Genomic DNA, 24,643 nt, shown 5'->3' on the forward strand with positions numbered 1-24,643 from the left:
ACAAGGCATTTGCGCGTGCCGCATCGACCTTTAGGCGTATTACCGAGCCGTGTTGTGACTGGTCAGTCGACCTAAAACAGGGGAGCTAGGCACCGGGCTCGGTGCTTGGGCGGAACCGTACCTGCCACATGGTGTTTGGATCGCCGCTCACGGCAGTGGCGGAGATTGACCCGGCCGGCAAATCCATGGTTGTTGTTGTGAACCCGGATTCGCCGCAAGGGATGGTTCCTTCACCCAAGGTTGAATCTTCCTGGGAGACGGTGAAAGTTGCTTCCTTCTTGCCATTGCAGGCAAGGTCCACCGAATACCAGCCGCCGGGGATCTCGTTGGCGGTGTAGGCAGTTCCCAGGATTCCTCCGCCACGTGGGAATTGCTTGATATCGGTCTTGCCATCGTCGAAGACCGCATCAAACCATTGTTGGTCCAGTCCGTGAACCGGTGGATCTTGCGCGGCGGAACATCCGGCCAGGGCCAAGCCGGTCATGCAGAGGATAACTGCCATCGCATGCCTTGAAATTATTTGCATGGCCCAATCTAAGCAGGTGAGCGTTGCTTTACGGGGGTCTTGACGCTGATTCGTTAATGCGGCAAAGGCCAGATGCAAAGAAAATGATTTTCTTGCGCATCCGGCCTTTGCGGATTCTGCTGTCTGGTTTTGCCCAGTGCCCAGTGCTCAGGCGTCGACGAATCCGTCGGCGACCGTGAGTGCCTCGTCCAAGACCGCAAGACCTGCACGCAGGTCCTCGTCGCTGATGTTCAGCGGCGGAACCACATGGACGCGGTTGAAGTTCACGAACGGCAGCACGCCGCCGGACTTCAACGCCGCTGTCACCGCGGCCATGGCCGGCGAGGAACCGCCGTAGGGTGCCATGGGTTCGCGGGTTTCGCGGTTGGTGACCAGTTCGACGGCCCAGAAGCAGCCGGTGCCGCGCACATCGCCCACCGACGGGTGCTTGGCCTTGAGCTCTTCCAGGGCCGGGCCGATGATGTCGGCGCCCAGGCGGGCGGCGTTCTCCACCATCCCCTCGTCCTTCATGGCATTGATGGTTGCCACGACGGCCGCGGAGGCCAGCGGGTGGCCCGAGTAGGTCAGGCCGCCCGGGTAGACGCGTTCACGGAAGGTCTCGAAGATGGCATCCGAGATGGCAACCCCGCCCAGCGGCACGTAGCCGGAGTTCACGCCCTTGGCGAAGGTGAGCAGGTCCGGGGTCACGTTCCAGTGGTTCACCGCGAACCACTTTCCGGCGCGGCCGAAGCCGGCCATGACCTCGTCGGCGATGAAGACGATGCCGTACTTGCGGGTCAGCTGGCGCACGCCCTCCATGTAGCCGGTCGGCGGCACGTAGATGCCGCAGCTGCCCGGGATCGATTCGAGGATCAAGGCGGCAATGTTGGAAGGGCCCTCGAGCACGATGGTGTCTTCCAGGTGGCGCAGTGCGCGCTCGGTCTCTTCGGCCTCGGTTGTGGAGTTGAAGTAGGAGCGGTACGGGTAGGCCGGGAAGAAGTGCACGACGCCGTCGGACGCGTTGTCGGATGCCACGCGGCGCGGGTCTCCGGTGACGTTCACGGCCAGGTGCGTGCCGCCATGGTAGCTGCGGTACGCCGAGAGGACCTTGTGCCTGCCGGTGTGCACGCGTGCCATGCGGATCGCGTGCTCGTTGGCGTCCGCCCCGCCGTTGGTGAAGAAGATCCTGTTCAGGTCCCCGGGGGTCAGCTCCGCGATCAGGCGGGCCGCCTCCGAGCGGGCATTGTTGACGTACTGCGGCGCAATGGTGCAGATGTCTGCCGCCTGCGCCTGGATCGCCGCAACGACCTTCGGGTGCTGGTGGCCGATGTTGGTGTTGACCAGCTGCGAGGAGAGGTCAAGGAGCTTGTTGCCCTCGCCGTCCCAGATCCAGGAACCCTCGGCCTTGATGATGGTCATCGGGTCGAACGGGCCCTGGGCCTGCCAGGAATGGAAGACGTGTTCGCGGTCCAGGTCGTGGGCGACCTTGCCCGCGGCAATCTGCTCCGCGGTGATCACGGTGTTCACGGAAGTGCTCATGGGAGTAGTCCCTTTCTGGATTCTGGGCTGGACGCTTAGGCGTTCTGCGGGAAGCCGAGGTTCAGGCCGCCGTGGCTCGGGTCGAGCCAGCGCGAGGTGACGACCTTGCCGCGGGTGAAGAAGTTGATGCCCTCGGCGCCGTAGGCGTGGGTGTCGCCGAAGAGCGAGTTCTTCCAGCCGCCGAAGGAGTAGTAGGCCATCGGCACCGGGATCGGCACGTTGATGCCGACCATGCCGACCTGGATCTCGTTCTCGAAGCGGCGGGCTGCGCCGCCGTCGTTGGTGAAGATCGCGGTGCCGTTGCCGTACTCGTTGGCGTTGATGGTGTCGATGCCTTCTTCGAAGGACTCGACGCGGAGCACGGAAAGGACGGGGCCGAAGATCTCGTCGGTGTAGATCGACATGTCGGTGGTGACGTTGTCGAAGAGCGTCGGGTTCAGGAAGAAGCCCTCGCCGTCGGAATCCGGGTCCACCTTGCGGCCGTCCAGCACCATGGTGGCACCCGCCGCCTCACCGGCGTCGATGTAGCCTGCAACCTTGTCGCGGTGCGCGGCGGTGACCAGCGGGCCCATGTCGCAGCCGCGGGTGCCGTCGCCCACGCGCAGGGTCTGGGTGCGCTCGGCGATCTTGGCAACCAGTTCATCGGCGATCGAGTCGATGGCGACGATCGCGGAGATGGCCATGCAGCGCTCGCCGGCGGCGCCGAAGCCGGCGTTCACTGCCGCGTCGGCTGCCAGGTCCAGGTCCGCATCCGGGAGGACCAGCATGTGGTTCTTCGCCCCGCCCAGGGCCTGGACGCGCTTGCCGTGCGCGGTGCCGGTGGCATAGACGTACTGGGCAATCGGGGTGGAGCCCACGAAGGAGACCGAGGAGACGCGCGGGTCGGTCAGCAGCGTGTCGACCGATTCCTTGTCGCCGTTGACCACGTTGAAGACGCCGTCCGGAAGTCCTGCTTCCTTCCAGAGCTCGGCCATCCAGATGGCTGCGGTCGGATCCTTCTCGGACGGCTTGAGCACCACGGTGTTGCCGGCGGCGATGGCGATGGGGAAGAACCACATCGGGACCATGGCCGGGAAGTTGAAGGGGGAGATGATGGCCGTTACGCCCAGGGGCTGACGGATCGAGTGGACGTCGATCTTGGTGGAGGCGTTCTCCGTGTAGCCGCCCTTGACCAGGTGCGGGATGCCGCAGGCGTATTCGACGACTTCCTGGCCGCGGGAGATCTCGCCCATGGCGTCGTCCAGGACCTTGCCGTGCTCGGCGGTGATGATCGCGGCGAGCTCGCCCTTGCGCTTGTTGAGCAGTTCGCGGTAGTTGAACAGGATGTTGGCGCGGCGGGTCAGCGAGGTGTCGCGCCAGGCCGGGAAGGCTGCGTGGGCGGCGGCGATGACCTCGGCGGTGGTGTCGGCACTGGCCAGGGCCACGCGGGAGGAAACCTCGCCGGTGGCTGGGTTCATGACATCGGCGTGGCGCGAGTCGGCCGGTGCTTCGAGGGTGGTGCCGTTGGACCAGTGTGCGAGGGTTTCCACGGAGGTGGGTGTCCTTTCAAGACGGGGGTTCTGTTGCCTCCATTGTGTCGTCCGGGACACACCCGCAACACCGGCAACATGTAATCTCTTGACACAAAAGCAATACACTCTGTTCATGAGTCCCCTGAACACCCACCCGCAGCCGGCCGTGGCCGGGACGTTGAGCATCGCCCGGATCCTTGAATTGCCGGCCGTTGCCGCCGGCGAGCCGGAGGTCCTGGCAGGCTCCGCATTGCTTCGGAGCCCGGTGCGCTGGGTGCACGTGGCAGAGACCCCCCAGCTGGCGGACCTGCTCTCCGGAGGGGAGCTGGTGCTGACCACCGGCATGACCTTCGGGGAGACGGGCAGCGGGGTCGCCGACTTCCTGGACCAGGTGCGCCGCGCGGGGGCGGCGGGGATCATTGTCGAGCTGGTTGCCTCGCCGGCCGCGGAACGTTCCCTGGCCATCGAGGCGCTGCGCCAGGTGGCCGCCCGCAACGACTTCCCGGTGGTGCTGCTGCACCGGAGGGTCAGGTTCGTTGAGATCACCGAGGTGGTGCACCGGATGCTGGTCTCGGACCAGTTCGCCGCACTGGAGCGCTCGCGGATGATCCACGAGGTCTTCACGGCACTGAGCCTGCAAAACGCCACCGAGGAAGGGATCGTGGAGCGCGCGGCGGAACTCATCGGCGCCCCCGTCGTCCTGGAGGACGTGGCCCACCTGGTTCTGGGCTTCGACCCAGGGCCGCATCCGGATGCCGGGTTGCTGGCGCACTGGCCCGAGCGCTCCCGCCGGGTCGGCTACCTGGATACCACCGGACGCGGCAGGGGGGAGGAAAGCTGGCTGCAGACACCGGTGGGGATCCAGGGCCAACGCTGGGGACGGCTGGTGGTGCCCGGGGAACCGGGCAACGACGCGGACGCGGCCATGGTGCTCGAACGCGCCGGGCAGACCCTGTCCATCGCCCGGCTGGCCGGGCGGGACCAGAAGGAATTGCTCCACCAGGCCCGGGCCGGGCTGCTGCATGAACTGCGCCAGCCCCACGCCCTGGGCGCAGAGGAGGTGCTGATCCGGGCGCAGGCGCTGGGGCTGGTCGAGTCCCCGCACTACGTCCCGGTGGTGTTCAGGCTCGATGTCCGGCGCGGGCAGGCGCCCACCGGCGTGCAGCTGCGCGAGCGTGCCCTGCTCGATGCGATCAACATCGTGGTGGAATCCACCAGGGCCACCGCGCTGGCCGCCAGCCTGCAAAGCGGGCAGGTCGGCATGGTGCTGGGCGTCGGGGCCAAGCAGCTCGAGGAACCGCTGCTGGAGCGGATCTGCCGGCAACTGGCCCACAGCCAGCCCGCCATTGACTGGTCGGTGGGCGTGGGCCGGGGGCGGCGCAGCGTGAAAGAGGCCGCGCACGGGCTGGAGGAAGCCATCCAGGTCGCCGAGACCGTGGCGACCTTCGACACCCGCGCCAGGCCCTTCTACCGCTTTGCCGACGTGCGACTGCGTGGCTTGCTGGCGCTGATGCGCGAGGATGCCCGGCTGAAATCCTTCGCCGAGGCCGAACTGGCCGGGATCCTCGACCCGCTCGACGAGCCCGCGCTCGAGCTGCTCGGTTTGTACCTGAAGCACGGCGGAAACAAGTCGGCGCTGGCCCGCACCGGGTTTCTGAGCCGGCCGGCGCTCTATGCGCGGCTGGAGAAGCTCGAGGACAAGCTCGGGGTCAGCCTGGAGGATGCCGAATCACGCACGTCCCTGCACGTGGCACTGCTCTGGCTCGGGCTGGGCGGGAAGTAGCCTGCCGGCCACCGGCCACCGGCCACCGCCGGGTGCGGTTCCCCGTCCCGCCCGGTTGGCGTGGCGGAAAAGATCGGCGTGGTCCCTTCCTGGTGGAACGAGCAAGGCCGCCCGGACCGCGACTTGCGCGGCGGCCCGGGCGGCCTTCTTGGCATCACCCACAGCGGGGATGCCCCTGGCCGGCGTCGTTGGAGGACGCCGGCCGGGTTGGTGTTAGTTGCTCGGCAGGGCGTGCTCTTCGACCTTGCCGCCCGCTGCCGGCTCGACGTTTTCGTCCCTCGGGTCCTGCGCCTGCGTGCCGAGGTGGCCACGGGTGAGCTTGTTCATGATCAGCGCGATGGCGCCGTCGCCGGTCACGTTGGTTGCCGTGCCGAAGCTGTCCAGCGCGATGTAGGCGGCGAACATGAGGCCGACCTCGACCTCGCCGAAGCCGAGCATTTGTGCCAGCAGGCCCGCGGCCGCAGCGATCGCGCCGCCGGGAACGCCCGGGGCGGCGATCATCATGATGCCGAGCATCATGATGAAGGGCAGGTACGCGCCGAAAGAGACATTCCCGCCGGTGAGCAGCAGCACCGCGATGGAGAAGCAGGTGATCTTGACCATCGAGCCGGAGAGGTGGATGGTTGCGCACAGCGGGACCACGAAGCCGGCCACCGAGTTGGAGACGCCGTTCTTCTTGGTCGATTCGAGGGTGACCGGAATCGTGGCGGCCGAGGAGGACGTGCCCAGGGCCGTGAAGTAGGCATCGCGCATGTTCCACAGCGCCTTCAGCGGGTTCTGGCTCGTCATGGCACCTGCCACCGAGTACTGGATGAGCAGCACGACGAGGCACAGCGCGAACGAAACCACGGCAACGAGCAGGAACTTGGTGACAATGGTGACCGCCGAGCCGCTGGCCGAAAGATCCATGAAGATGCCGAAGATGAACAGCGGCAGGGCCGGAACGATGATGCGGCGGATGACCGACTCGACGATGGTGCGGAACTCGACGGCTCCGCGGAAGAGCACCTTGGAGTGGAAAGCGGTCAGGCCGACACCGATCACGAAGGCGAGCACCAGTGCGCTCATTACGTCGATGACCGGAGGCAACACGATTTCGGTCGCCGAGTCGCTGGCACGACTCACCACGGTCAGGTAGGGGGTGAACCCGGAGCCCGATTCGTCGCCGAGCTCCTCAAGCCCGCCGCCGGCCAGCGACGGGGTGAACAGCCAGCGGCTCACGAAGTATGCGAGCAGCCCGGCAATGATGGTGGAACCGTATGCGATGCCTGCGGTGGCGCCGAGCCACTTGCCCGCACCCTTGCCGAGTTCGGCGATGGCGGGCATGACGAGGCCCAGGATAATCAGCGGCACGATGAAGCCGAGGAATCCGGAGAAGATCGAGTTGTAGGTCAGGAACGCCCCGCCGAGCCACTCGGGCATGATCGGGCCGGTCAGGATGCCCAGGACGATGGCTACGATAATCCAGCCGAGCAGGGGGATCGATTTCAGGAAATTCATGGGGTCCTCAAGGTGACGGAAACGAGTGCCGCGGGTATGCGAAACATGGTGGTGGCGCAGATCACGCCTCAGTAATCGTAGGCGGTGCGGGCCGTTACTCGAAATCCGCGGGCCACGCCCCTCGCGCCCGCAGCGCAGGCGGGAGGGGCAGCGTCCGGTGCCGGCCGGCCACGCCACGGTGCACCCGGGGCAGCATTCACCGGGGGAACCGCGTCGTGCCGCAGGGAGGCAGCCGCCGCGCTAGGACCCGTAGGGGCGCCGGCGATCGGGCAACGTCTCGGTCGACCAGGGGGCGATCCATTCCCCGGTCCCCTCGGAGGAGTCGATGATCCCGGATTCCAGCCACGTGAAATCCCCGGCAAGGACCTTTTTGGACAGCTTCCGGTCGGTCTTGTCGCTGTTGGCCCACAGGTCGCGGAACAGGGTTTCGCAGTGGTGCTCGGATTGTTCGCAGAAGGCCAGGGCCAGCAGCTCGGCCGAGGCCGCGTTCGCCGGGTCCTGGGTGCGCATGAGTTCAACCCGGGAGATGCAGGCGGCCATGGCGAAGAGCTCGGCGCCCAGGTCCACGACCCGGCCCAGGAATGCCTGGTGGCTTTCCATGCCGGCCTGCCAGGTGGCCATGCCGGCGAAGGTGTGCCGCGCCAGGCGCCGCGAGGCCCGCTCGATGAAGCGCAAGTATTTGGCCAGCCTGCCGATCTCCGAATAGGAATTGGGCAGCAGCCCGGAACCGATCGCCAGAGTCGGCAGCCACTTGGCATAGAAGCCGGAGGCGCCCATGGCTGCCTTGGCCTTCGCCGGCAGGTCCGCGTCCTTGTTGGCCAGGTCCCCGGCGGCCTTCAGGTGGGCGTCTACCGCCTCGCGGGCAATGAGCAGGTGCATGATTTCGGTGGAGCCCTCGAAGATCCGGTTGATGCGCAAATCCCGCAGCAGTTGCTCGACGGGGACCGATCGTTCCCCTCGGGCCTGCTGTGATGCAGCGGTTTCGTAGCCCCGCCCGCCGCGGATCTGCAGCAGCTCATCGGCGATCTTGTAGGAGACCTCGGAGGAGAAGAGCTTGGCCAGGGCCGCCTCGATGCGCACGTCCTTCATTCCGGCATCCGCGAGGGCGGCCGAGAGCTCGAAGACCGCTTCAAGGGCAAAGGTGTTGGCGGCGATGTAGGCGATCTTCTTGCCGACCGCCTCGTGTTCCCCGACCGGCTTGCCCCACTGGATGCGGGCGTTGGACCATTCGCGGGCGATCTTCAGCGACCACTTCCCGGCTCCTGCGCACATGGCAGGGATGGACAGGCGTCCGGTGTTCAGGGTGCTCAGGGCGATCTTGAGCCCGGCGCCTTCCTTGCCCAGGCGGTTTTCGACCGGGACCACCACGTCGTGGAAGCGGGTCACTCCGTTTTCGATGCCGCGCAGCCCCATGAAGGCGTTGCGGTTCTCCACGATGATTCCGGGGGAGTCGGCCTCCACGACGAAGGCACTGATTCCGCCGCGGGACTTGCTGCCGTCGGGCAGCTCGTGGGGCGGGACCGCCGCCATGACCACGAGCAACTCGGCCACCACCCCGTTGGTGGTCCAGAGCTTGGCCCCGTTGAGGGTGTAGCTCGTGCCGTCCGCCGAAAGGGTCGCCGTGGTGCCCAAGCGTGCAGGGTCCGAGCCGACATCGTTTTCGGTCAGCAGGAATGCCGAGATGGACCCGGAGGCGCAGCGGGGAAGGAAGGCCCGCTTTTGCTCCTCGGTGCCGAACATCTTCACGGGCTCCGGAACGCCAATGGATTGGTGGGCCGAGAGCAGCGCACCGAGGCTGGGGTTCAGCGTGCCCACCAGCATCAGGGCCCGGCCGTAGTCGGCCAGATCCAGGCCGAGCCCGCCGTATTCCACCGGGATCTTCATGCCGAATGCGCCGACCTCGCGCAGTGCCCTGATGATCTCGTCGGGGATCCGGGACTCGCGCTCGATGGCACCGGTGTCGAGGTCCTTGATGGCCTCGCGCAGCCGTGCCATGAATGCCGTGCCGCGCGCTGCGGCCTGCGGGTCGGGTTGCGGATGCGGGTGGATCAGGCCCCAGTCGAAGTCGCCCATGTACAGGCCCTTGGCGAAGCTGGGACGCTCCCACTTCTGCTCGCGGGCGGCTTCGGCCACCTGGCGTGCAACCTTCTCATCGACGCGTTCACCGAAATGCTGTTCATCAATGCTCATGGCGCTTCCTTTGTCCAAAACAAAGGGCCTGACACGGGGACTTACAGGCCCTGACGTATTGATGCCAGCCTAGCCGCGGTGCCCGGTTGCCGATAGGGGCCTTGGTGCGGTGCGGCGTGGACCGCCAAGGGGCAGGGGGATCACGAGCGGGTCGCGGGCGCAACGGAAATGGTTGGCGCACAGGCCCGCTGTGCGGCTAGCTCTCGTGCGGGTCGAGCCGTACGCAGCAGTGGTGCTCATTCGTGGGTGGGTCGAAGCAGGCGCGGTACGGCGCGTTGGCGCCGTCGACCGCGGCCGTAAGCAGCTCGAAGTTCATGGTGCAAACGGTGGCGCGGTGGCTGCCCGAAAGCTGGTGGAACGGGCAGTCCAGCAGGCCTACGGAGCCGTCCTCGCGTACTTCGGGTCGGTATCCGTGGTCCGTCAGTGCCTGCGTCAGCGAGCTGGCATGTGCACCAATTGACTGACCGGCTTCGCGTGCCACCTCCGCCAACACGGGTGCGACGGGCCGGTTCTGTTTTCCGGCACGTTCGATGGCGCTGGCCATGATATTGGCGGCCAACGCATATTCGCGGTGCGGAATGCTTGCGGATACGTCGATCTGGGTGGCCGCGTACAGCTTTGCCGGCCGCCCCGACCCCGGCCCGCCCTTTCCGTTGAGCCGCCGAAACTCCACGGAAAGGAGGCCTTGGTCTGCAAGTTTGTCCAGTTGGAAGGCCACGGTGTTGCGTGGGAGATCGAGGGCCGAAGCACATTCGTCGCGGCCCACGGCAGCTTCACTCGTGCGCACGAATTCATAGACGGCCTTGCGTACCGGATCGGCCAAAGCCGCCACGGCATTGAGCCCTTGATCCTCTGCCTGAAACTTCATGACTCCAGTCTAAATCTAAAGTTAGCAACTGTTGACTTAGAGCGGGTAATGTTTCTAAAGTTAGACATCATCACTTTAGAGGAAAGGGTCGAGATCATGGCCACCCACACCGTGAACACCGCGGCTGAGAAAAGCGCCCAGCTTCATCACCAGGCGTTCTTCGTTTTGCGCACTATCTTCACCGTCGCACCCATCGTCTTTGGACTCGACAAGTTCACCAACCTGCTCACCGACTGGACGCATTACCTGGCTCCCTTGGCCACCGACATCATCCCGGTCAGCCCGCAGGTCTTCATGTATGCGGTCGGCGTCGTCGAGATCATCGCCGGCATCCTCGTGGCACTTCGCCCCAAGATCGGCTCCTTGGTCGTTTGCCTCTGGTTGCTGGGAATCATCGTGAACCTGATCATCCTGCCGGGGTTCTTCGACGTTGCCCTTCGTGACTTCGGCCTGCTGGTGGCCGCATTTGCCCTGAACCGCCTGGCATTGGCGCGAGACGTTTAGGGTTCCTTGCGGTCCTCGGGACGCGGCGGCACCGAAATCGTGGCTGGCCACGTGAGCGAAGAAGATTCGTCCACCTGGCCGGCCACTTCCCTGTGCGGCGGTGTGCCGGCCCCAGTGCCGCGGCGGGCACCCAAGCCGTCCATGGACGCGCGTGTGGTCAGGTGGCGCTGCACGCCGGGCCACACGTGCGAGGCGATCGGGCCCGAAAGCCCGATCCTGTAGGCCTGCTGTGCAGCGGCCGAAAGCCATTGTTTCCACATGGTCCTCCTGCCACCATGGAGACATGTTCCTTGAACCGGCCGGAATCCCACGTGCTGCGCTGACAAGAAGCGTGTGGCTCCGGGAAACCCAACATTTTCCCTAGTCCCGTGCCGGGGCAGTAGACGAACCAACCCCCACGCGTGCGGCGGCGACCGGAGAAACGGTACTTTGGCGGCACACGGTTCTTGCAACGAACGGGATGCTTCCAATGACGATTCCAACGGCACGCGCGGAACGAACCGACGAACAAAAACAACACCGCAACATCCTGCTGGTCTTTGCCGGGCTGGTCATGACGATGCTGCTGGCCTCCCTGGACCAAACGATCTTCTCAACCGCACTGCCAACGATCGTCGGCGAACTCAACGGCGTCAACGAAATGCTGTGGGTCATCACGATATACATCCTGGCGTCCACCATCACCCTTCCGATCTACGGGAAGATGGGCGACCTGGTGGGCCGCAAGGGCATCTTCATGGGGGCCATCAGCCTGTTCATCTTCGGATCGATAGTGGGTGGCTTTGCCCCGGACATGGCTTGGTTGATTGCCGGGCGCGGCATCCAGGGGCTGGGCGGCGGCGGGCTGATGGTGCTCTCCCAGGCGATCATCGCCGACGTGGTTCCGGCCCGCGAGCGCGGCAAGTACATGGGCATCATGGGCGGGGTCTTCGCGCTGTCCTCGGTGGCGGGTCCATTGCTGGGCGGCTGGTTCACCGAGGAAGTGACATGGCGGTGGTGCCTGTGGATGAACATCCCGCTGGGCATCATGGCCTTGGTTGCGGCGCTGTTCTTCCTCCACCTTCCCGAGACCGCCGCCGGGGAACGGCCTCGTGTGGATGTCGGCGGCATGCTGCTGCTGGCGGTGGCCTCCACGGCGTTGGTGCTGACCACCACCTGGGGCGGGACCACCTACGCGTGGGATTCGGCAATGGTGCTCTTCCTCATTGGCCTCACGCTGGCTGCCGCGGTGCTGTTCGTGCTGGTGGAACGGCGGGCCCAGGCCCCGATCATGTCCATGAAGTTGTTCAGGGAGCCCAACTTCATCAGGACCACCCTGGCCGGCCTGGTCATCGGGGTGGCCATGTTCGGGGCGCTGGCCTACCTGCCGACATTCCTGCAGATGGTCACCGGGGCCAACGCCACCCAGGCGGGTTTGCTGATGATCCCGATGATGGGCGGGCTGCTGGTGACATCCATTGGTTCCGGCGCCTTCGTCAGCAAGACCGGGCGCTACAAGTGGTTCCCCGTGGTGGGAACGCTCGTGGTCGCCGGGGCGCTGGCCCTGCTCTCGACCATGGATGCAGACCTCCAGGTGTGGATCATCTGTTGCTATCTCGCGCTGATGGGCGTCGGGCTCGGGCTCGGGATGCAGATCCTGGTGTTGATCGTGCAAAACACCTTTCCCAACTCGCAGGTGGGCATGGCCACGGCGGCCAACAACTACTTCCGGCAGATCGGTGCCTCGATCGGCACGGCCGTTGTCGGCAGCGTTTTCGTCACGAACCTGGGCAACCTGCTGACCGAAAGGATGCCGGCCGCAGGTGCCGGCCCGCAGGGCGATTCCAACTCGTTCACCCCGGAGTTGGTGCGGTCCCTTCCCGAGGGAATTCGCCACATCATTGTCGGGGCCTACAGCGATGCGCTGACTCCGGTGTTCCTCTACATGGTGCCGTTGGTGATTGCCGCCGCCATCGTGCTGGTGTTCCTGAGGGAAAAGCCCTTGGCCACCTCCATCGAGCGTGACGGGCACAAGAAGCCGGTCCCGGTTGCGGACTCCGGGCCCTACCCCGGAAACGGGGAACCTGAAACCGTAACGGTTCCCGGGACACCATCGAGCGGGGATGCCGCCACGGCAGCGCCGGATTCGGGAACCGCGCCCGGTGCGGTGCCGGGAACCCCGTCACCTCGCCACCGGGCGACGCCCCCCGGCGACGGGTAGGCGCGGCCCACGGATGGAATCGGCCGTCGGCGCCGGCGGACAACGCGCGGGAGGCCGGGTCGGTGATTGCCTCACCGGCCCGGCCTCCCGCGTTGCGTTTCCGCGGTTTTCCTAGAGGTGGTTTTCCGCCTCGGTGAGCACCGAGCGCAGGATCGATTCCATCGCATCGAATTCCGGCGGGCCCACGGTCAGCGGCGGGGCCAGCTGGATCACCGGGTCCCCACGGTCGTCGGCGCGGCAGTACAGCCCGGCGTCATAGAGCGCGGTGGACAGGAAGCCGCGCAGCAGGCGCTCGGATTCGTCGTCGTTGAACGTCTCCTTGGTCTTCTTGTCCTTGACCAGCTCGATGCCGTAGAAGTAGCCCGCCCCGCGCACGTCCCCGACGATCGGCAGGTCCTTGAGCTTCTCCAGCGTGGATTTGAAGATCGGGGCGTTGTCCTTGACCCTCTGGTTCAGGCCCTCGCGCTCGAAGATGTCCAGGTTTGCCATGGCCACCGCGGTCGACACCGGGTGTCCACCGAAGGTATAGCCGTGGTAGAACGTGGTGTCCCCGTGCTTGAAGGGTTCGAAGAGCCTCTCGGAGGCGATCATGGCACCCAGCGGCGAGTAGCCGCTGGTGATGCCCTTGGCGCAGGTGATGATGTCCGGGACGTAGCCGAAGTCGTCGCAGGCGAACATCGAGCCGATGCGGCCGAAGGCGCAGATGACCTCGTCCGAGACCAGCAGCACGTCGTACTCGTCGCAGATTTCGCGCACCCGCTGGAAGTAGCCCGGGGGTGGCGGGAAGCAGCCGCCGGAGTTCTGCACCGGTTCCAGGAAGACCGCGGCGACCGAATCGGCGCCCTCGAACTCGATGGCCTCGCGGATGCGCTCGGCGGCCCAGAATCCGAAGTCTTTCTCGTTGTCCGCGAACTGTTCCGGCGCGCGGTAGAAGTTGGTGTTCGGGACCCGGAAGGTGCCCGGCACCAACGGCTCGAAGGGTGTCTTCATGCCTGGCAGGGAGGTGATGGCCAGGGCACCCTGCGGGGTGCCGTGGTAGGCGAGCGCCCGGGAAATCACCTTGTACTTGCCGGGCTTGCCCTGCAGCTTGAAGTACTGCTTGGCGAGCTTGAACGCCGATTCGACCGCTTCGCCGCCGCCGGTGGTGAAGAAGACGCGGTTCAAATCGCCAGGTGCGTAGTTGGCCAGGCGCTCGGCGAGGTCGATGGCCGGTTCGTGCGCGTAGGACCAAAGCGGCATGAAGGCAAGCTTTTCGGCCTGCTTGGCTGCGGCCTCGGCCAGTTCGGCGCGGCCGTGCCCCGCGTTGACGACAAAGAGGCCGGCAAGCCCGTCAATGTAGCTTTTGCCCTGGTCGTCCCAGAGGGTGTGGCCCTTGCCTCGGGTGATGATCGGGACGCGGCCGCCCTCCTGCAGGACGGAGTGGCGTGCCATGTGCATCCACAAGTGGTCCCTGGCGGCGACCTGGCGGTCGGTGCCCAGGGGCGTGGTGTTGGCGGTGGTGCTGGTCGTGGTGCTGGAAATGCTCATCGGGTACCCCAGTTGTATTCCTGTTTGCGTAGCGAGAGATACATGAACGTTTCGGTTTCACGCACCCCCTCCACGGATCGAATTTCTGTGATGATACGAAGCAGGTCCTCATCATTGGCGCAGATGACTTCCGCAATGATGTCCGAAGGTCCGGCCACCACAACGCAGTAGTCGACCTCGGGCAGGGCCGCGATCCTGTCGGCGGTGGCAATGATGTCGCCGGTGGATCGGATGCCCAGGAGGGCCTGGCGCTTGAAACCAAGTTGCAGCGGGTCGGTGACCGCCACTACCTGCATGACTTTGCTGTCGACGAGTTTTTGGACCCGCTGCCGTACGGCTGCCTCGCTGAGGCCCACGGCCTTGCCAATGGCGGCGTATGAACGCCGCCCGTCTTGCTGCAATTGCTCAATGATCGCCTTGGACGTTTCATCCATGGCGAAGCCATTGGATGTGCCGTTGGGTGCGGATTGGGTCACTTCCTATCGACCTCCTGATCGAACGAATTGGGTGGCCAAGCTCGCGGATGTGGCTTCCGCCCCACCACTTGGGAATGAGCATAGCCCGAAGGAATCAGTTGTGGAAGGGGTGTTTTACGGCAGATTTCCGTGGTGCTGGAAATGCAACTCAACGAAAACTATTGTCAGCTCGGAAAATTCCTGACATGATCCATGTCAAGAGTTGGGCGTGACGAGCGTCACGATCGCCCAGTGTTCATCAAGGGAAGATGCAACGCCAGTTGAAGGGGAACCAGATGATGTCCAACCAGAACCAGCGCGAAATGCCTCGGGATCCGGCCGTACGGGCCCTGATCGGACAGGCGCAGCGCATGCAGTTGTCACGCCGCAAGCTGCTGGCAGGTGCCGGAGGCCTGGGGTTGGCAGCCTTCCTGGCTGCCTGCGGCACCGGAGGCGGAGGAGGCAGCGCCACCAGCGCCGCCGCGGCCGTAACGGACATGTCCGAAAGCGACAAGAACGTCTTCTGGGCCAACTGGACCCTGTACCTGGACTACGACGACAAGGCCAAGAAATATCCAACGCTCGAGGAATTCACCAAGCGCACCGGGATCAAGACGCATTACGCCGAGGACATCGACGGCAACGATTCCTACTACGGCAAGGTCCAGGCGCAGCTCTCCGCGGGCCAGGACATCGGCCAGGACATCATGACGCTGACCGACTGGATGACCGGCCGGGTCATCCGCCAGGGCTTCACCCAGGAACTGGACCACGCCAATATCCCGAACATGAAGAACCTGCTGCCAACCTTGAAAGACGTTGACTTCGATCCGGGCCGGAAGAACTCGCTGACCTGGCAAAGCGGCTACGCGGGCATCGCGTACAACAAGGCCAAGTACCCCAAGGGACTGCGCAACGTCTCCGACCTGTGGAACCCGGATCTCAAGGGCCGGATCACGGTGCTCGATGAAATGCGCGACACCATGGGCCTGTTGCTGCTCGACAACGGCGTGGAAATCTCCGACAAATGGGGAGACACCGAATTCGCCGCGGCCACCGATGTGCTCTCCAAGCAAATCGCCAACGGCCAGATCCGCCAGGTGAAGGGCAACTCCTACAAGGAGGACTTCATCTCGGGTGACGCCATCGCCGGAATCGTCTGGAGCGGGGATATCACCCAGATGAACTTCGAGAACGACAACCAGTGGGAGTTCGTGCTTCCCGATGCGGGCGGAACCCTGTGGAGCGACAACCTCATGGTCCCTGTCGCCTCCCCACGCAAGGCCAACGCCGAGAAGCTCATGGACTACTACTACGAACCGGAGGTCGCCGCCCAGGTGGCCGCCTACGTGAACTTCATTTCCCCGGTCGAGGGTGCCAAGGAAGCCATGGAAAAGATCGACCCGGAACTGATGAACAATCCGCTGATCTTCCCGTCCGAATCCGACCTGGCCAAGGCGCACGTCTTCAGGTCACTGAGCGCCGAGGAAGAAACCAACTTCAACAGCCAGTTCCAAACCGCGATCGGAGCCTAATGTCCCGCCACGACCATCAGTTCTCTTCCCGTCGACGCATCGCGCGCGGGATTGCGGAAGCCCAGGCTTCACGCAGGGGCGTGTTGGCCGGTGCCGGCGGGCTGGCATTGGCCGGCCTGCTGGCAGCCTGCGGGACCTCCGGTCCCAAGTCCTCCGCCGGCCCCAGCGCCGCAGTCGATGTGTCCGGCGAGCAAAAGCTCGTCAACTGGGCCAACTGGACGTTGTACCTGGACTACGACGACAAGACCAAGAAGTATCCGACCCTCGAACGGTTCATGAAGGAAAGCGGCATCACCGCCAAGTACGCGGAGGACATCGACTCCAACGACACCTACTACGGCAAGATCCAGGCCCAGCTGGCTGCCGGCAAGGACATCGGGCAGGACATCATCACCCCCAGCGACTGGATGTCCGAGCGGCTGATCCGCCAGGGCTACGTCCAGGAACTCGACCACGCCAACATCCCCAACATCAAGAACCTGCTGCCGGAACTGCGCGATGTCCGCTTCGACCCCGGACGCACGAAGTCCCTGACCTGGCAATCAGGGTTCACCGGGCTGGCCTGGAACAAGGAGGCCTTCCCGAAGGGCCTGAAAAACGTCTCGGACCTGTGGGACCCGGCGCTCAAGGGCCGGGTCACGGTGCTGGACGAAATGCGCGACACCATGCCGATGCTGTTGCTCGACGACGGCGTGGACATCCAGGGCGACTGGGGAGAGAACGAATACGGGAACTCGCTGGACGTGCTGGAAAAGAACATCGCCAACGGCCAGATCCGCCAGGTGAAGGGCAACTCCTACAAGCAGGATTTCATTTCCGGGGATGCGATCGCCGGGCTGGTCTACTCCGGGGACATCACCCAGTTGAACTTCGAAGAGGGCGACAAATGGGAATTCGTGATGCCCGAGGCCAAGGGCCTGATCTGGAGCGACAACTTCATGGTCCCGATCGGTGCCACGCACAAGACCAACGCCGAGAAGCTCATGGACTTCTACTACGACCCGGACGTCGCAGCCGAGGTGGCGGCCTACGTGAACTACGTCTGCCCCGTGGTCGGCGCACGTGAGGCCATGGAAAAGATCGACCCGGAACTCGTGGACAACCCGCTGATCTTCCCGACCGAGGAATTCCTGTCCCTTTCCTCCACCGAGCGCGCGATGAGCGTGGAGGAAGAAACCCAGTTCCAGAACATGTTCCAGCAAGTGATTGGTGCCTGACAATGACAACCACGACTTCCCTGAAGGGAAAGGCCCAGCCCATGACATCCTCCGGGGCGGACCTTCACCTGGGCAACGTCACCAAGCGGTTTGCCGACTTCACCGCGGTTGACGACCTGACCCTGACGGTGCCCAGCGGCACTTTCTTCGCACTCCTGGGCCCCTCGGGCTGCGGCAAGACCACCACGTTGCGGATGATCGCAGGCCTTGAACAACCCACCAGCGGGACCATCAGCATCGGCGGGCAGGACGTCACCAAGCTCGCCTCGTACCAGCGCCAGGTCAACACCGTTTTCCAGTCCTACGCGCTCTTCCCGCACATGAGCGTGCTGGACAACGTGGCCTTCGGGCTCAAGCGCAAGGGGGTCAAGGACTCGGTGTCCCGGGCCAAGGCCGCACTGGAAATGGTGGAGCTCGAACACCTCGCGTCGCGCAAGCCGGTCCAGCTCTCCGGCGGGCAGCAGCAGCGCGTGGCCCTGGCACGGGCCCTGGTCAACCGCCCCGCGGTCCTGCTGCTCGACGAGCCGCTCGGCGCCCTGGACATGAAGCTGCGCCGGCAGATGCAGGTGGAGCTCAAATCCATCCAGACCGAGGTCGGCCTGACCTTCATCCACGTGACCCACGACCAGGAAGAGGCCATGACCATGGCCGACACCGTCGCGGTCATGAACAAGGGCAAGATCGAGCAGATGGGTGCCCCGCGCGACCTGTACGAACTGCCCAAGACCGCCTTCGTGGCCAACTTCCTGGGCAAGTCCAACCTCATGCATGGAACGGTGACCGAGGACCTCGGCGACGCCGTCGCCGTGAACGCGGCCGGGCACCGACTGGTCATGCCCAAGGACCGGTCGGTGGCCCACAGCGGTGCCGCCGTGGTGGGAGTGCGCCCGGAAAAGATGCGGGTGCTGAACCTGCCCGACGACTACTCGCCCACGGCCAACATGCTCACCGGCACGGTGCTGGACGCCTCCTTCACCGGGGTCAGCACCGAGTACCTGGTGGAGGTCCAGGGCATCGGAACCATCGGGACATTCTCGCAGAACATGGGCCAACCACCGGCACAGCGCGGGGACACCGTGCGCATGACCTGGGAACCGGAATTCTCCTTCGGACTTGACGGGGCCGAAGAGGCAACCGCAGGGAGGGACGCGATATGACCACCACCGGATCCCGCCCCCGGAACAAGAAAAAGCCGGCAACCCTGGACCTGCGCAGCGAGGAGGAACTTGCCGCCGAGCGGCGCAAGGGAAGGGTCGGGCTGTACCTGATCATTCCCGGCATGGCCGTCTTGGCACTGTTTTTCGCTGCCCCGGTGCTGGTCCTCTTGAGCATGTCGCTGTACGCCAAGCCCCCGGGGGCCGAAATCGGCGAGTTCGTCCCGGCACTGGAGTTCGGCAACTACGTCACCGTCATCGGCGCCTACTGGGACGTCTTCCTGCGCTCGTTCTTCTTCGCCCTGATCGCCACGGTCGCGGCCCTGCTCATCGGCTACCCCATGGCCTACCTGGTGGCGGTGCGGCTGCGCGGGCGCCAGCTGATGCAGGGGATCTTGCTGGTGCTGCTGATTGCACCGTTCTTCTCCAGCTTCATCCTGCGCACCCAGGCCTGGAAGCAGATCCTCTCCGACGAGGGCCCGGTGGTCACGGTGCTGCGGGCCATTGCGATCCTTCCAGCGGATGGACACCTCACCGCCACGGCCTTCGCCGTGGTGTGCGGGCTGACCTACAACTTCCTGCCGTTCATGATGCTGCCGATCTACGCCAACCTCGACCGCCTGGACACCAACCTGCTGGAGGCCTCGGGGGACCTGTATGCCAGCCCGCTGACCACCTTCTTCAAGGTGACACTGCCGCTGTCGATGCCCGGTGTCTTTGCCGGCACGCTGCTCACGTTCATTCCCGCGGCCGGCGACTATGTCAACGCGGCACTGCTGGGCAACAACCGGGACACGGCCATGATCGGGCAGATCATTGATTCGCGCTTCTTCAAGGTGGTCGACTACCCCGGCGCCTCGGCACTGAGCTTCATCCTGATGATCCTGATCCTTGCCTTGGTCATGATCTACATCAAACGCTTTGGCACCAAGGAACTGTTCTAGGAAGGCTTGGAATGCGACAAAAATTTGGGCGCTGGTTCATCCCGGTCGCCGGAGGCCTGGCCTTCATCTATCTCTTGGTACCGATTGCGTACATCTTCGTGTTTTCGTTCAATGATGCCGGACGCACCAACCTCGAGTGGCGCGGATTCACGCTCGAGAACTGGAAGAATCCCTGCGGGGCACCGAATGTGTGCGAGTCGCTGGTCAACTCGCTGCAGATCGGGTTGGTCGCCACGATCTTCGCCACGGTGCTGGGCACCTGCGTGGCCCTGGGCCTGGTGCGCTACAAGTTCAAGTTCCGCAACACCGCGGACCTGTTGATCATCCTGCCGCTGGCCACCCCGGAGGTCGTGCTCGGTGCCTCGCTGCTGGCCCAGTTCCTGAACCTGGGATGGGAGCTTGGCTTCAGCACCATCGTGATTTCCCACGTGATCTTCTGCATGTCGTTCGTGGTGGTTACGGTCAGGGCGCGCGTGTCCTCGCTGGATCCCAGGTTGGAAGAGGCGGCATCGGACTTGTACGCCAGCCCGTTCCTCACGTTCTGGAAGGTCACCTTCCCCCTGCTGCTTCCGGGGATCGTGGCCGCGGCACTGCTGTCCTTCGCGATGAGTTTCGACGACTTCATCATCACGAACTTCAACTCCGGAAACTTCTCGACCTTCCCGAAGTTCATCTACGTCTCGGCTACCCGCGGCATCCCCGCGCAGGCCAACGTGATCGGGTCGGCAATGTTCATCCTGGCACTGGTGGTCGTGGTCACCTCGCAGGTCATTGCCTACCGCCGACGCAAGGCCCTGGCCGCCCGCTAGGAAAGCGGCGGGGCCGTGCCGCGCGGTGTGCCCTTCACCAACGGTGAACGGGCACACCGGAGCGCGGAATCCGGAAGCGGGCATGAGCTATGCAAGGATAGTGCCCATGAGCGAACCTAAGTGGCTAAGCCCCGTTGAAAGAGACGCTTGGCTGGCCCTGGTGTCCGTCACGACGTTGCTGCCCGCCGCACTCGACAGCGAGTTGCAGGTCCAGGCCAAGATCACCCTTTTCGACTACAACGTGCTCGCCATGCTGTCGGAGGCCACCGAACGGATCCTGCCGATGAGCGAACTGGCTTCCCGGACCAGTGCCTCGCTCTCGCGGCTATCGCACGTGGTCAAGAAGCTCGAAAGCCGGGGATGGGTTGAACGGTCCAGGTCTCCGGAGGATGCCCGCGTGACCATCGCCAGGCTCACGGACGATGGATGGAACAAGGTCGAGTCCCTTGCCCCCGAACACGTTGGTTCGGTGCGGAAGCTGATTTTCCAGGGTTTGGACGACCGCGACGTGGCCGAGCTGGCACGCATCGGCCAGAAGCTCGTGGGTCGGCTGGACCCCGAGCACTGGATTCTGCGCTAGGAACGCCTCGGGCCCGGTGGTCCCGCCTCGGCGCCCTTGATTCGGACGTGAGGCAGATCGCATGCCGGGGACACGAAAAGACCTGTTGTCGATTTGGCTGCCGATGTGTTAATCGCCTAGAATGGTGAGGCGTTAAGTCGTGCATGCCCAAACGGGTTTGCACGGTTGCCCGTAAAACCGAATATCATGGTCAGCCGAGTAGGGAAAAGTACTCATTGGCCATGAGGTTCACCGTCTTTCACGCTAAAAAAGGCTCTTCGGTTGGTTCTCACCCAGCCTGGTTACCTTCTGCAGTAATAACGGTGTCACAACTGGTGGCGGGACTCTTATACGCAGATTCAGAGGCAGCAGTTTCCGCTGTATCTGTAAAACGAGTACCGCCAATATTTACTACAACTGAGGAGTGATCATGGCAGCTGTATGCCAGGTGACTGGTGCGGTTCCGAACTTCGGACACAGCATCTCCCACTCGCACCGCCGCAACAAGCGTCGGTTCGACCCGAATATCCAAAAGAAGCGCTACTGGGTTCCGTCCCTGCGTCGCAACGTGACCCTGACCCTTTCGGTCAAGGGCATCAAGCGCATTGACGTCCGCGGCATTGATGCCGTTGTAGCCGACCTGCTTGCAAAGGGTGTGAAGCTCTAGTGGCTAAGGATAAGGACGTACGTCCGATCATTAAGCTCAAGTCGACCGCCGGTACCGGGTTCACCTACGTGACCCGCAAGAACCGTCGTAACAACCCAGACCGCATGGTTCTGAAGAAGTACGACCCGGTAGTCCGCAAGCACGTCGAATTCCGAGAGGAGCGCTAAACATGGCCAAGAAGTCTATGATTGCTAAGAACGAGCAGCGCAAGGTCATTGTTGAGCGTTACGCCGAAAAGCGTGCAGCCCTCAAGAAGACCTTGGTTGATCCGAACGCAACCGATGAGGCACGTGAAGAGGCCCGCTTGGGCCTGCAGAAGCTGCCCCGCAATGCTTCGCCGGTACGCGTTCGTAACCGCGATTCCATTGACGGCCGCCCGCGCGGCACCCTCCAGAAGTTCGGTATCTCCCGTGTTCGCTTCCGCGACATGGCACACCGTGGCGAGCTTCCGGGCATCACCAAGTCTTCCTGGTAAATTCCAGAAGCAGTCGAAGGCCCCAACCGATTCGGTTGGGGCCTTCGGCCATTTAACCAGCGCTTTCCCGATCCGGAACGAGAGTAGGCTCGCAGTATGGACATGCCATCGATCTTGATCGTCGCGGGGATTCTCGTGCTGTGTCTGTTGTCCGTCGGAATCGGAATGCGCAGGACCCTGGACAAGCGAGCAGGCGACATTCTGCGGACGGATCCCGAGACGGCTCGCGCCCTGCGCGAAGCCCGACGCAACATCGATCAGGGCAGAGGCCTCTACCGCCGCTGAATGTGTCCGTCGCCCGCACCGGGGCAGGGCGGGTGACGCCGCCGACGGCCTGAGTGGCCCACGGTCGGTTACCGCTTTCGTGCCGAGCCGAACAAGCGCCCGAACCACCCGGGACGATGTTCCTGCCGTGCCTGCTCTGCGGGTGCCGCAGCCACCGCACGGGCGGTGCGGCGTTCCCGCCACGCGGCGACTTCGTCCCCGACATCACGCAGCGCGGTGATCACCGGTGGACCGCCCAGCAGCTGGCGGCGGGCCTCGATGATCCGGGCGTTGAAATCTTCCAGCAATGCACGCACCGCGGCGGGATCCGCCATCCGGTCCAAGGTCTCTTCCAGTTCTTCGTCTTCCTTGCGCAGCAGCAACGCCGGGGGACCGACACCGCTGATGTGTTCACGCTTCATCATCCCCTTGATCCACCAATCGGGATCCGCGGTGGACCCAAGGCCGGGTATCGGCTTGCCCGCATAGGCGAGGTTGTCGAAGTCGCCCCGGGCGAACGCTGCGTCAAGGGCGCTGTTGGCGACTTCCCAGACCTCGTCGTCGGCGTGGAAGCTGCGGACCTCGGCTGCCGGCTCGGACCCATCGCCCAGCGTCCGCCCGGTCCTTTCGGCATACTCATCGATTGGGAGCTGCTCCTCCGCAGCTTCGCGAGCCAACCGGTAGCGGGCCGAACGCAATGCGGCTTCACGGTCTTCATCGAGATTGCGTCGGGACATGTGCTGGGACCACCCTTCCGGGATGTTTCCTTAACCTTAACAACGCGCTGGTCCAGCATCAACAGGCGGGCAATGGTGGTTCCCGGGGGATGGGCCCACAACGTGTCGTCCGACCCAAGCCCTGATTTTATTCGCTCGGTAGGATGTGTCGCATGAAGGCACTTTTTGGCACCTCAACCGTTCTGTTCCTGCTGACCGCCGCCATTGCCCTGGGCATCGACCCGCTGTGGGGGTTTCTCAGTGCAGCTGCCGCGTTGTCATCGGGCATTGGCTATCTTCTCTGCCGCAACCAAGCCAAGGGCGGCTTCCAGGAGCGCTGAGGCAACGACCGGCAGGGGCATGAGCCACCGAATGCCGGGGGGAGAACTGGCAGGGCGACCTCCCTCATCGGGCGCTGCTGTCGGGAAGACTGTAGCTTTGGACATCATGGACCAGTTCAAGACCACAGGCATCAACAAGACCCGAACCTCCAGGCAGGAAGACGAGGTGGCGGCACATCGTCGGAACGGCGACGCCAGCGGCTTGCGCATCATGGTCACCGGAGCCAATGCCGGGATCGGATTCTGGACCAGTCTCCAATTGGCCCGGCGCGGGGCCGAAGTCATCATGGCGTGCCGCGACAGACTCAAGGCGGAAACCGCAGCCAAGGCAATCCGGGCACGGATCCCCGGGGCCAGGCTTCGCCTCACGACCCTTGATGTTTCCAGTCTCGGATCCGTCGCCACGGCCATTGCCGAACTTGACCGGCTCGAGCACCTGGATGTGCTGATCGCCAACGCCGGCATGGTCCATGCCCCATCCACGCGCCAGCGGAGCGCGGACGGGCTGGAACTGGTGGCAGCGACCAACTACTTTGGGCACTTTGCGCTGGTTGCCGGGCTGTTGCCGCTCCTGGGGCGTGCCCCGGCCGCCCGCGTGGTGACCCTGGGCTCGCTGTCAACCCTGCTGGTTCGCCCGCACCTTGATGATCCGCAATTGGAGCGCAACTATTCCTCATGGCAGGCATACGCCCAATCCAAGATCATGCTCCAATCCTTCGCTTTTGAACTTGACCGACGGCTGCAGCGAACCACAAGCACCACCCGGGCGCTGAGCGCCCATCCCGGCTATTCGCTCTCCGGGCGCACACCCAGGATTGCAGGAGTCAACGAGCCCGGCACATTCAAACGTGTCGTGGATACGCTCCAGGCACCCTTTACCCAGGGCAAGGACCACGGCGCCTGGCCGATAGTTCGGGCGGCCGTTGACCCCGACGCCTTCAGCACTCCGGGACCGGTCTTTTACGGGCCGAGGGGGCTGGTCAAGGGCGGCCCGTGCAAGGCCACACCCGCCTCAATCACCACCGATTCGGCGGCTGCCGAAAGCATCTGGAAGGCAGCCGAATCCGCCACCGGAATTTCCCTTTTAGGCTAGGAACGTGGCCGCTTGCCGGTGCGCAGATGTCCGTGTCCGGGGCGCCTGAAACCGTTGGGCAGGGAGCCCGAAATGGACGCGGGGACCGGACTGCCGGATTGTGTCGGCTTGGACGCCCAAGAGTGCTGTTCGTCTCTCTTTCGGAGTAAAACGGGCCGCTGAACGCGAAAAAACCTCCAAACTTCAAAAAATTCCCGGGAATTCGGCCCGTATCGGGCGTTTCGCGCAGGAACATTTGGTAAGTTCTCACACAGAAGTCCCCGCGAACGCGAGGCGACCCGGGCCGA

At 64.2% G+C, this 24,643-nt stretch carries 25 protein-coding genes; 15 read left to right on the forward strand and 10 right to left on the reverse strand.

What is annotated here, in order from left to right:
• Nucleotides 1-85: 85 nt before the first annotated feature.
• The 3 genes from JOF46_RS07780 to JOF46_RS07790 form a co-directional block, all read right to left on the reverse strand.
• A complete protein-coding gene (locus JOF46_RS07780; RefSeq protein WP_209906807.1) occupies nucleotides 86-604 on the reverse strand; it encodes a hypothetical protein in 519 nt (172 codons plus the stop codon).
• Nucleotides 605-673: 69 nt separating this feature from the next.
• Nucleotides 674-2,044 carry an aspartate aminotransferase family protein gene (locus JOF46_RS07785; RefSeq protein WP_209906808.1) on the reverse strand — a complete coding sequence of 457 codons (1,371 nt, stop codon included), beginning with the start codon at nucleotides 2,042-2,044 and terminating at the stop codon, nucleotides 674-676.
• A 35-nt stretch (nucleotides 2,045-2,079) separates the two neighbouring features.
• Nucleotides 2,080-3,573 (reverse strand): CoA-acylating methylmalonate-semialdehyde dehydrogenase, encoded by a 1,494-nt coding sequence (locus JOF46_RS07790; RefSeq protein ID WP_209906809.1) that lies wholly within the window; start codon nucleotides 3,571-3,573, stop codon nucleotides 2,080-2,082.
• Between the two features lie 115 nt (nucleotides 3,574-3,688).
• Here JOF46_RS07790 and JOF46_RS07795 point away from each other — a divergent pair, with 115 nt between their 5' ends.
• Entirely contained in the window at nucleotides 3,689-5,338 is a 1,650-nt protein-coding gene (locus JOF46_RS07795) for a PucR family transcriptional regulator (RefSeq protein ID WP_209906810.1), read from the forward strand.
• Nucleotides 5,339-5,551: 213 nt separating this feature from the next.
• Here the strand turns inward: JOF46_RS07795 and JOF46_RS07800 are convergent, their stop codons facing one another.
• From JOF46_RS07800 to JOF46_RS07810, 3 genes are all read right to left on the reverse strand, one after another.
• Entirely contained in the window at nucleotides 5,552-6,838 is a 1,287-nt protein-coding gene (locus JOF46_RS07800; protein ID WP_209906811.1) for a dicarboxylate/amino acid:cation symporter, read from the reverse strand.
• 240 nt (nucleotides 6,839-7,078) lie between these two features.
• Complete coding sequence (locus JOF46_RS07805; RefSeq protein WP_209906812.1) at nucleotides 7,079-9,028, reverse strand: acyl-CoA dehydrogenase family protein; 1,950 nt, start codon at nucleotides 9,026-9,028, stop codon at nucleotides 7,079-7,081.
• A 196-nt stretch (nucleotides 9,029-9,224) separates the two neighbouring features.
• Nucleotides 9,225-9,896 (reverse strand): helix-turn-helix transcriptional regulator, encoded by a 672-nt coding sequence (locus JOF46_RS07810; protein WP_209906813.1) that lies wholly within the window; start codon nucleotides 9,894-9,896, stop codon nucleotides 9,225-9,227.
• 96 nt (nucleotides 9,897-9,992) lie between these two features.
• Here JOF46_RS07810 and JOF46_RS07815 point away from each other — a divergent pair, with 96 nt between their 5' ends.
• Nucleotides 9,993-10,400 carry a DoxX family membrane protein gene (locus JOF46_RS07815; RefSeq protein ID WP_209906814.1) on the forward strand — a complete coding sequence of 136 codons (408 nt, stop codon included), beginning with the start codon at nucleotides 9,993-9,995 and terminating at the stop codon, nucleotides 10,398-10,400.
• Here JOF46_RS07815 and JOF46_RS07820 read toward each other — a convergent pair.
• Nucleotides 10,397-10,660: a hypothetical protein gene (locus JOF46_RS07820; protein WP_209906815.1), complete on the reverse strand. Its 264-nt coding sequence runs from the start codon at nucleotides 10,658-10,660 to the stop codon at nucleotides 10,397-10,399. The two genes, JOF46_RS07815 and JOF46_RS07820, sit on opposite strands and share 4 nt — an antisense overlap.
• Nucleotides 10,661-10,869: 209 nt before the next feature.
• Here JOF46_RS07820 and JOF46_RS07825 point away from each other — a divergent pair, with 209 nt between their 5' ends.
• Nucleotides 10,870-12,600 carry an MDR family MFS transporter gene (locus JOF46_RS07825; RefSeq protein ID WP_209906816.1) on the forward strand — a complete coding sequence of 577 codons (1,731 nt, stop codon included), beginning with the start codon at nucleotides 10,870-10,872 and terminating at the stop codon, nucleotides 12,598-12,600.
• Between the two features lie 111 nt (nucleotides 12,601-12,711).
• Here JOF46_RS07825 and JOF46_RS07830 read toward each other — a convergent pair whose 3' ends face one another.
• Both JOF46_RS07830 and JOF46_RS07835 read right to left on the reverse strand, forming a co-directional pair.
• Complete coding sequence (locus tag JOF46_RS07830) at nucleotides 12,712-14,127, reverse strand: aspartate aminotransferase family protein (RefSeq protein ID WP_209906817.1); 1,416 nt, start codon at nucleotides 14,125-14,127, stop codon at nucleotides 12,712-12,714.
• Nucleotides 14,124-14,561 carry an Lrp/AsnC family transcriptional regulator gene (locus JOF46_RS07835; RefSeq protein ID WP_071213195.1) on the reverse strand — a complete coding sequence of 146 codons (438 nt, stop codon included), beginning with the start codon at nucleotides 14,559-14,561 and terminating at the stop codon, nucleotides 14,124-14,126. The genes JOF46_RS07830 and JOF46_RS07835 overlap by 4 nt, the downstream gene beginning before the upstream one ends.
• Before the next feature lie 320 nt (nucleotides 14,562-14,881).
• On the opposite strand from JOF46_RS07835, the gene JOF46_RS07840 reads away from it, so the two are divergent.
• The 10 genes from JOF46_RS07840 to JOF46_RS07885 all read left to right on the forward strand — a co-directional run bounded on the left by JOF46_RS07840 (nucleotide 14,882) and on the right by JOF46_RS07885 (nucleotide 22,227).
• A complete protein-coding gene (locus tag JOF46_RS07840; RefSeq protein WP_209906818.1) occupies nucleotides 14,882-16,117 on the forward strand; it encodes a polyamine ABC transporter substrate-binding protein in 1,236 nt (411 codons plus the stop codon).
• Nucleotides 16,117-17,334: an ABC transporter substrate-binding protein gene (locus JOF46_RS07845; protein WP_209906819.1), complete on the forward strand. Its 1,218-nt coding sequence runs from the start codon at nucleotides 16,117-16,119 to the stop codon at nucleotides 17,332-17,334. Before JOF46_RS07840 ends, JOF46_RS07845 begins: the two co-directional genes overlap by 1 nt.
• A gap of 2 nt (nucleotides 17,335-17,336) precedes the next feature.
• Entirely contained in the window at nucleotides 17,337-18,491 is a 1,155-nt protein-coding gene (locus JOF46_RS07850) for an ABC transporter ATP-binding protein (RefSeq protein WP_245348049.1), read from the forward strand.
• The gene (locus JOF46_RS07855; RefSeq protein WP_209906820.1) at nucleotides 18,488-19,432 is read left to right on the forward strand and encodes an ABC transporter permease; all 945 of its coding nucleotides are present in this window, start codon (nucleotides 18,488-18,490) and stop codon (nucleotides 19,430-19,432) included. The genes JOF46_RS07850 and JOF46_RS07855 overlap by 4 nt, the downstream gene beginning before the upstream one ends.
• Before the next feature lie 11 nt (nucleotides 19,433-19,443).
• Entirely contained in the window at nucleotides 19,444-20,241 is a 798-nt protein-coding gene (locus JOF46_RS07860) for an ABC transporter permease (protein ID WP_113761636.1), read from the forward strand.
• A 106-nt stretch (nucleotides 20,242-20,347) separates the two neighbouring features.
• Complete coding sequence (locus JOF46_RS07865) at nucleotides 20,348-20,821, forward strand: MarR family winged helix-turn-helix transcriptional regulator (RefSeq protein ID WP_209906821.1); 474 nt, start codon at nucleotides 20,348-20,350, stop codon at nucleotides 20,819-20,821.
• Nucleotides 20,822-21,230: 409 nt separating this feature from the next.
• Complete coding sequence (gene rpmB, locus JOF46_RS07870) at nucleotides 21,231-21,467, forward strand: 50S ribosomal protein L28 (RefSeq protein WP_071212671.1); 237 nt, start codon at nucleotides 21,231-21,233, stop codon at nucleotides 21,465-21,467.
• Entirely contained in the window at nucleotides 21,467-21,634 is a 168-nt protein-coding gene (gene rpmG / locus JOF46_RS07875) for a 50S ribosomal protein L33 (protein ID WP_007270730.1), read from the forward strand. The genes rpmB and rpmG overlap by 1 nt, the downstream gene beginning before the upstream one ends.
• Nucleotides 21,635-21,636: 2 nt before the next feature.
• On the forward strand, nucleotides 21,637-21,942 hold the full coding sequence (gene rpsN, locus JOF46_RS07880) for a 30S ribosomal protein S14 (RefSeq protein WP_071212672.1): 306 nt from the start codon (nucleotides 21,637-21,639) through the stop codon (nucleotides 21,940-21,942).
• A 96-nt stretch (nucleotides 21,943-22,038) separates the two neighbouring features.
• Nucleotides 22,039-22,227, forward strand: a complete 189-nt coding sequence (locus tag JOF46_RS07885; RefSeq protein WP_209906822.1) for a hypothetical protein — start codon at nucleotides 22,039-22,041, stop codon at nucleotides 22,225-22,227.
• A gap of 68 nt (nucleotides 22,228-22,295) precedes the next feature.
• Here the strand turns inward: JOF46_RS07885 and JOF46_RS07890 are convergent, their stop codons facing one another.
• Complete coding sequence (locus tag JOF46_RS07890) at nucleotides 22,296-22,943, reverse strand: DnaJ family domain-containing protein (protein ID WP_209906823.1); 648 nt, start codon at nucleotides 22,941-22,943, stop codon at nucleotides 22,296-22,298.
• A gap of 152 nt (nucleotides 22,944-23,095) precedes the next feature.
• On the opposite strand from JOF46_RS07890, the gene JOF46_RS07895 reads away from it, so the two are divergent.
• Together JOF46_RS07895 and JOF46_RS07900 are read left to right on the forward strand one after the other, a co-directional pair.
• Nucleotides 23,096-23,263, forward strand: coding sequence for a hypothetical protein (locus JOF46_RS07895; RefSeq protein WP_209906824.1), 168 nt, complete (start codon nucleotides 23,096-23,098; stop codon nucleotides 23,261-23,263).
• Nucleotides 23,264-23,369: 106 nt separating this feature from the next.
• Nucleotides 23,370-24,356, forward strand: coding sequence for an SDR family NAD(P)-dependent oxidoreductase (locus tag JOF46_RS07900; protein ID WP_209906825.1), 987 nt, complete (start codon nucleotides 23,370-23,372; stop codon nucleotides 24,354-24,356).
• Nucleotides 24,357-24,643: the final 287 nt, after the last annotated feature.

The organism is Paeniglutamicibacter psychrophenolicus, from assembly GCF_017876575.1.
Classification (GTDB): Bacteria; Actinomycetota; Actinomycetes; order Actinomycetales; family Micrococcaceae; genus Paeniglutamicibacter; species Paeniglutamicibacter psychrophenolicus.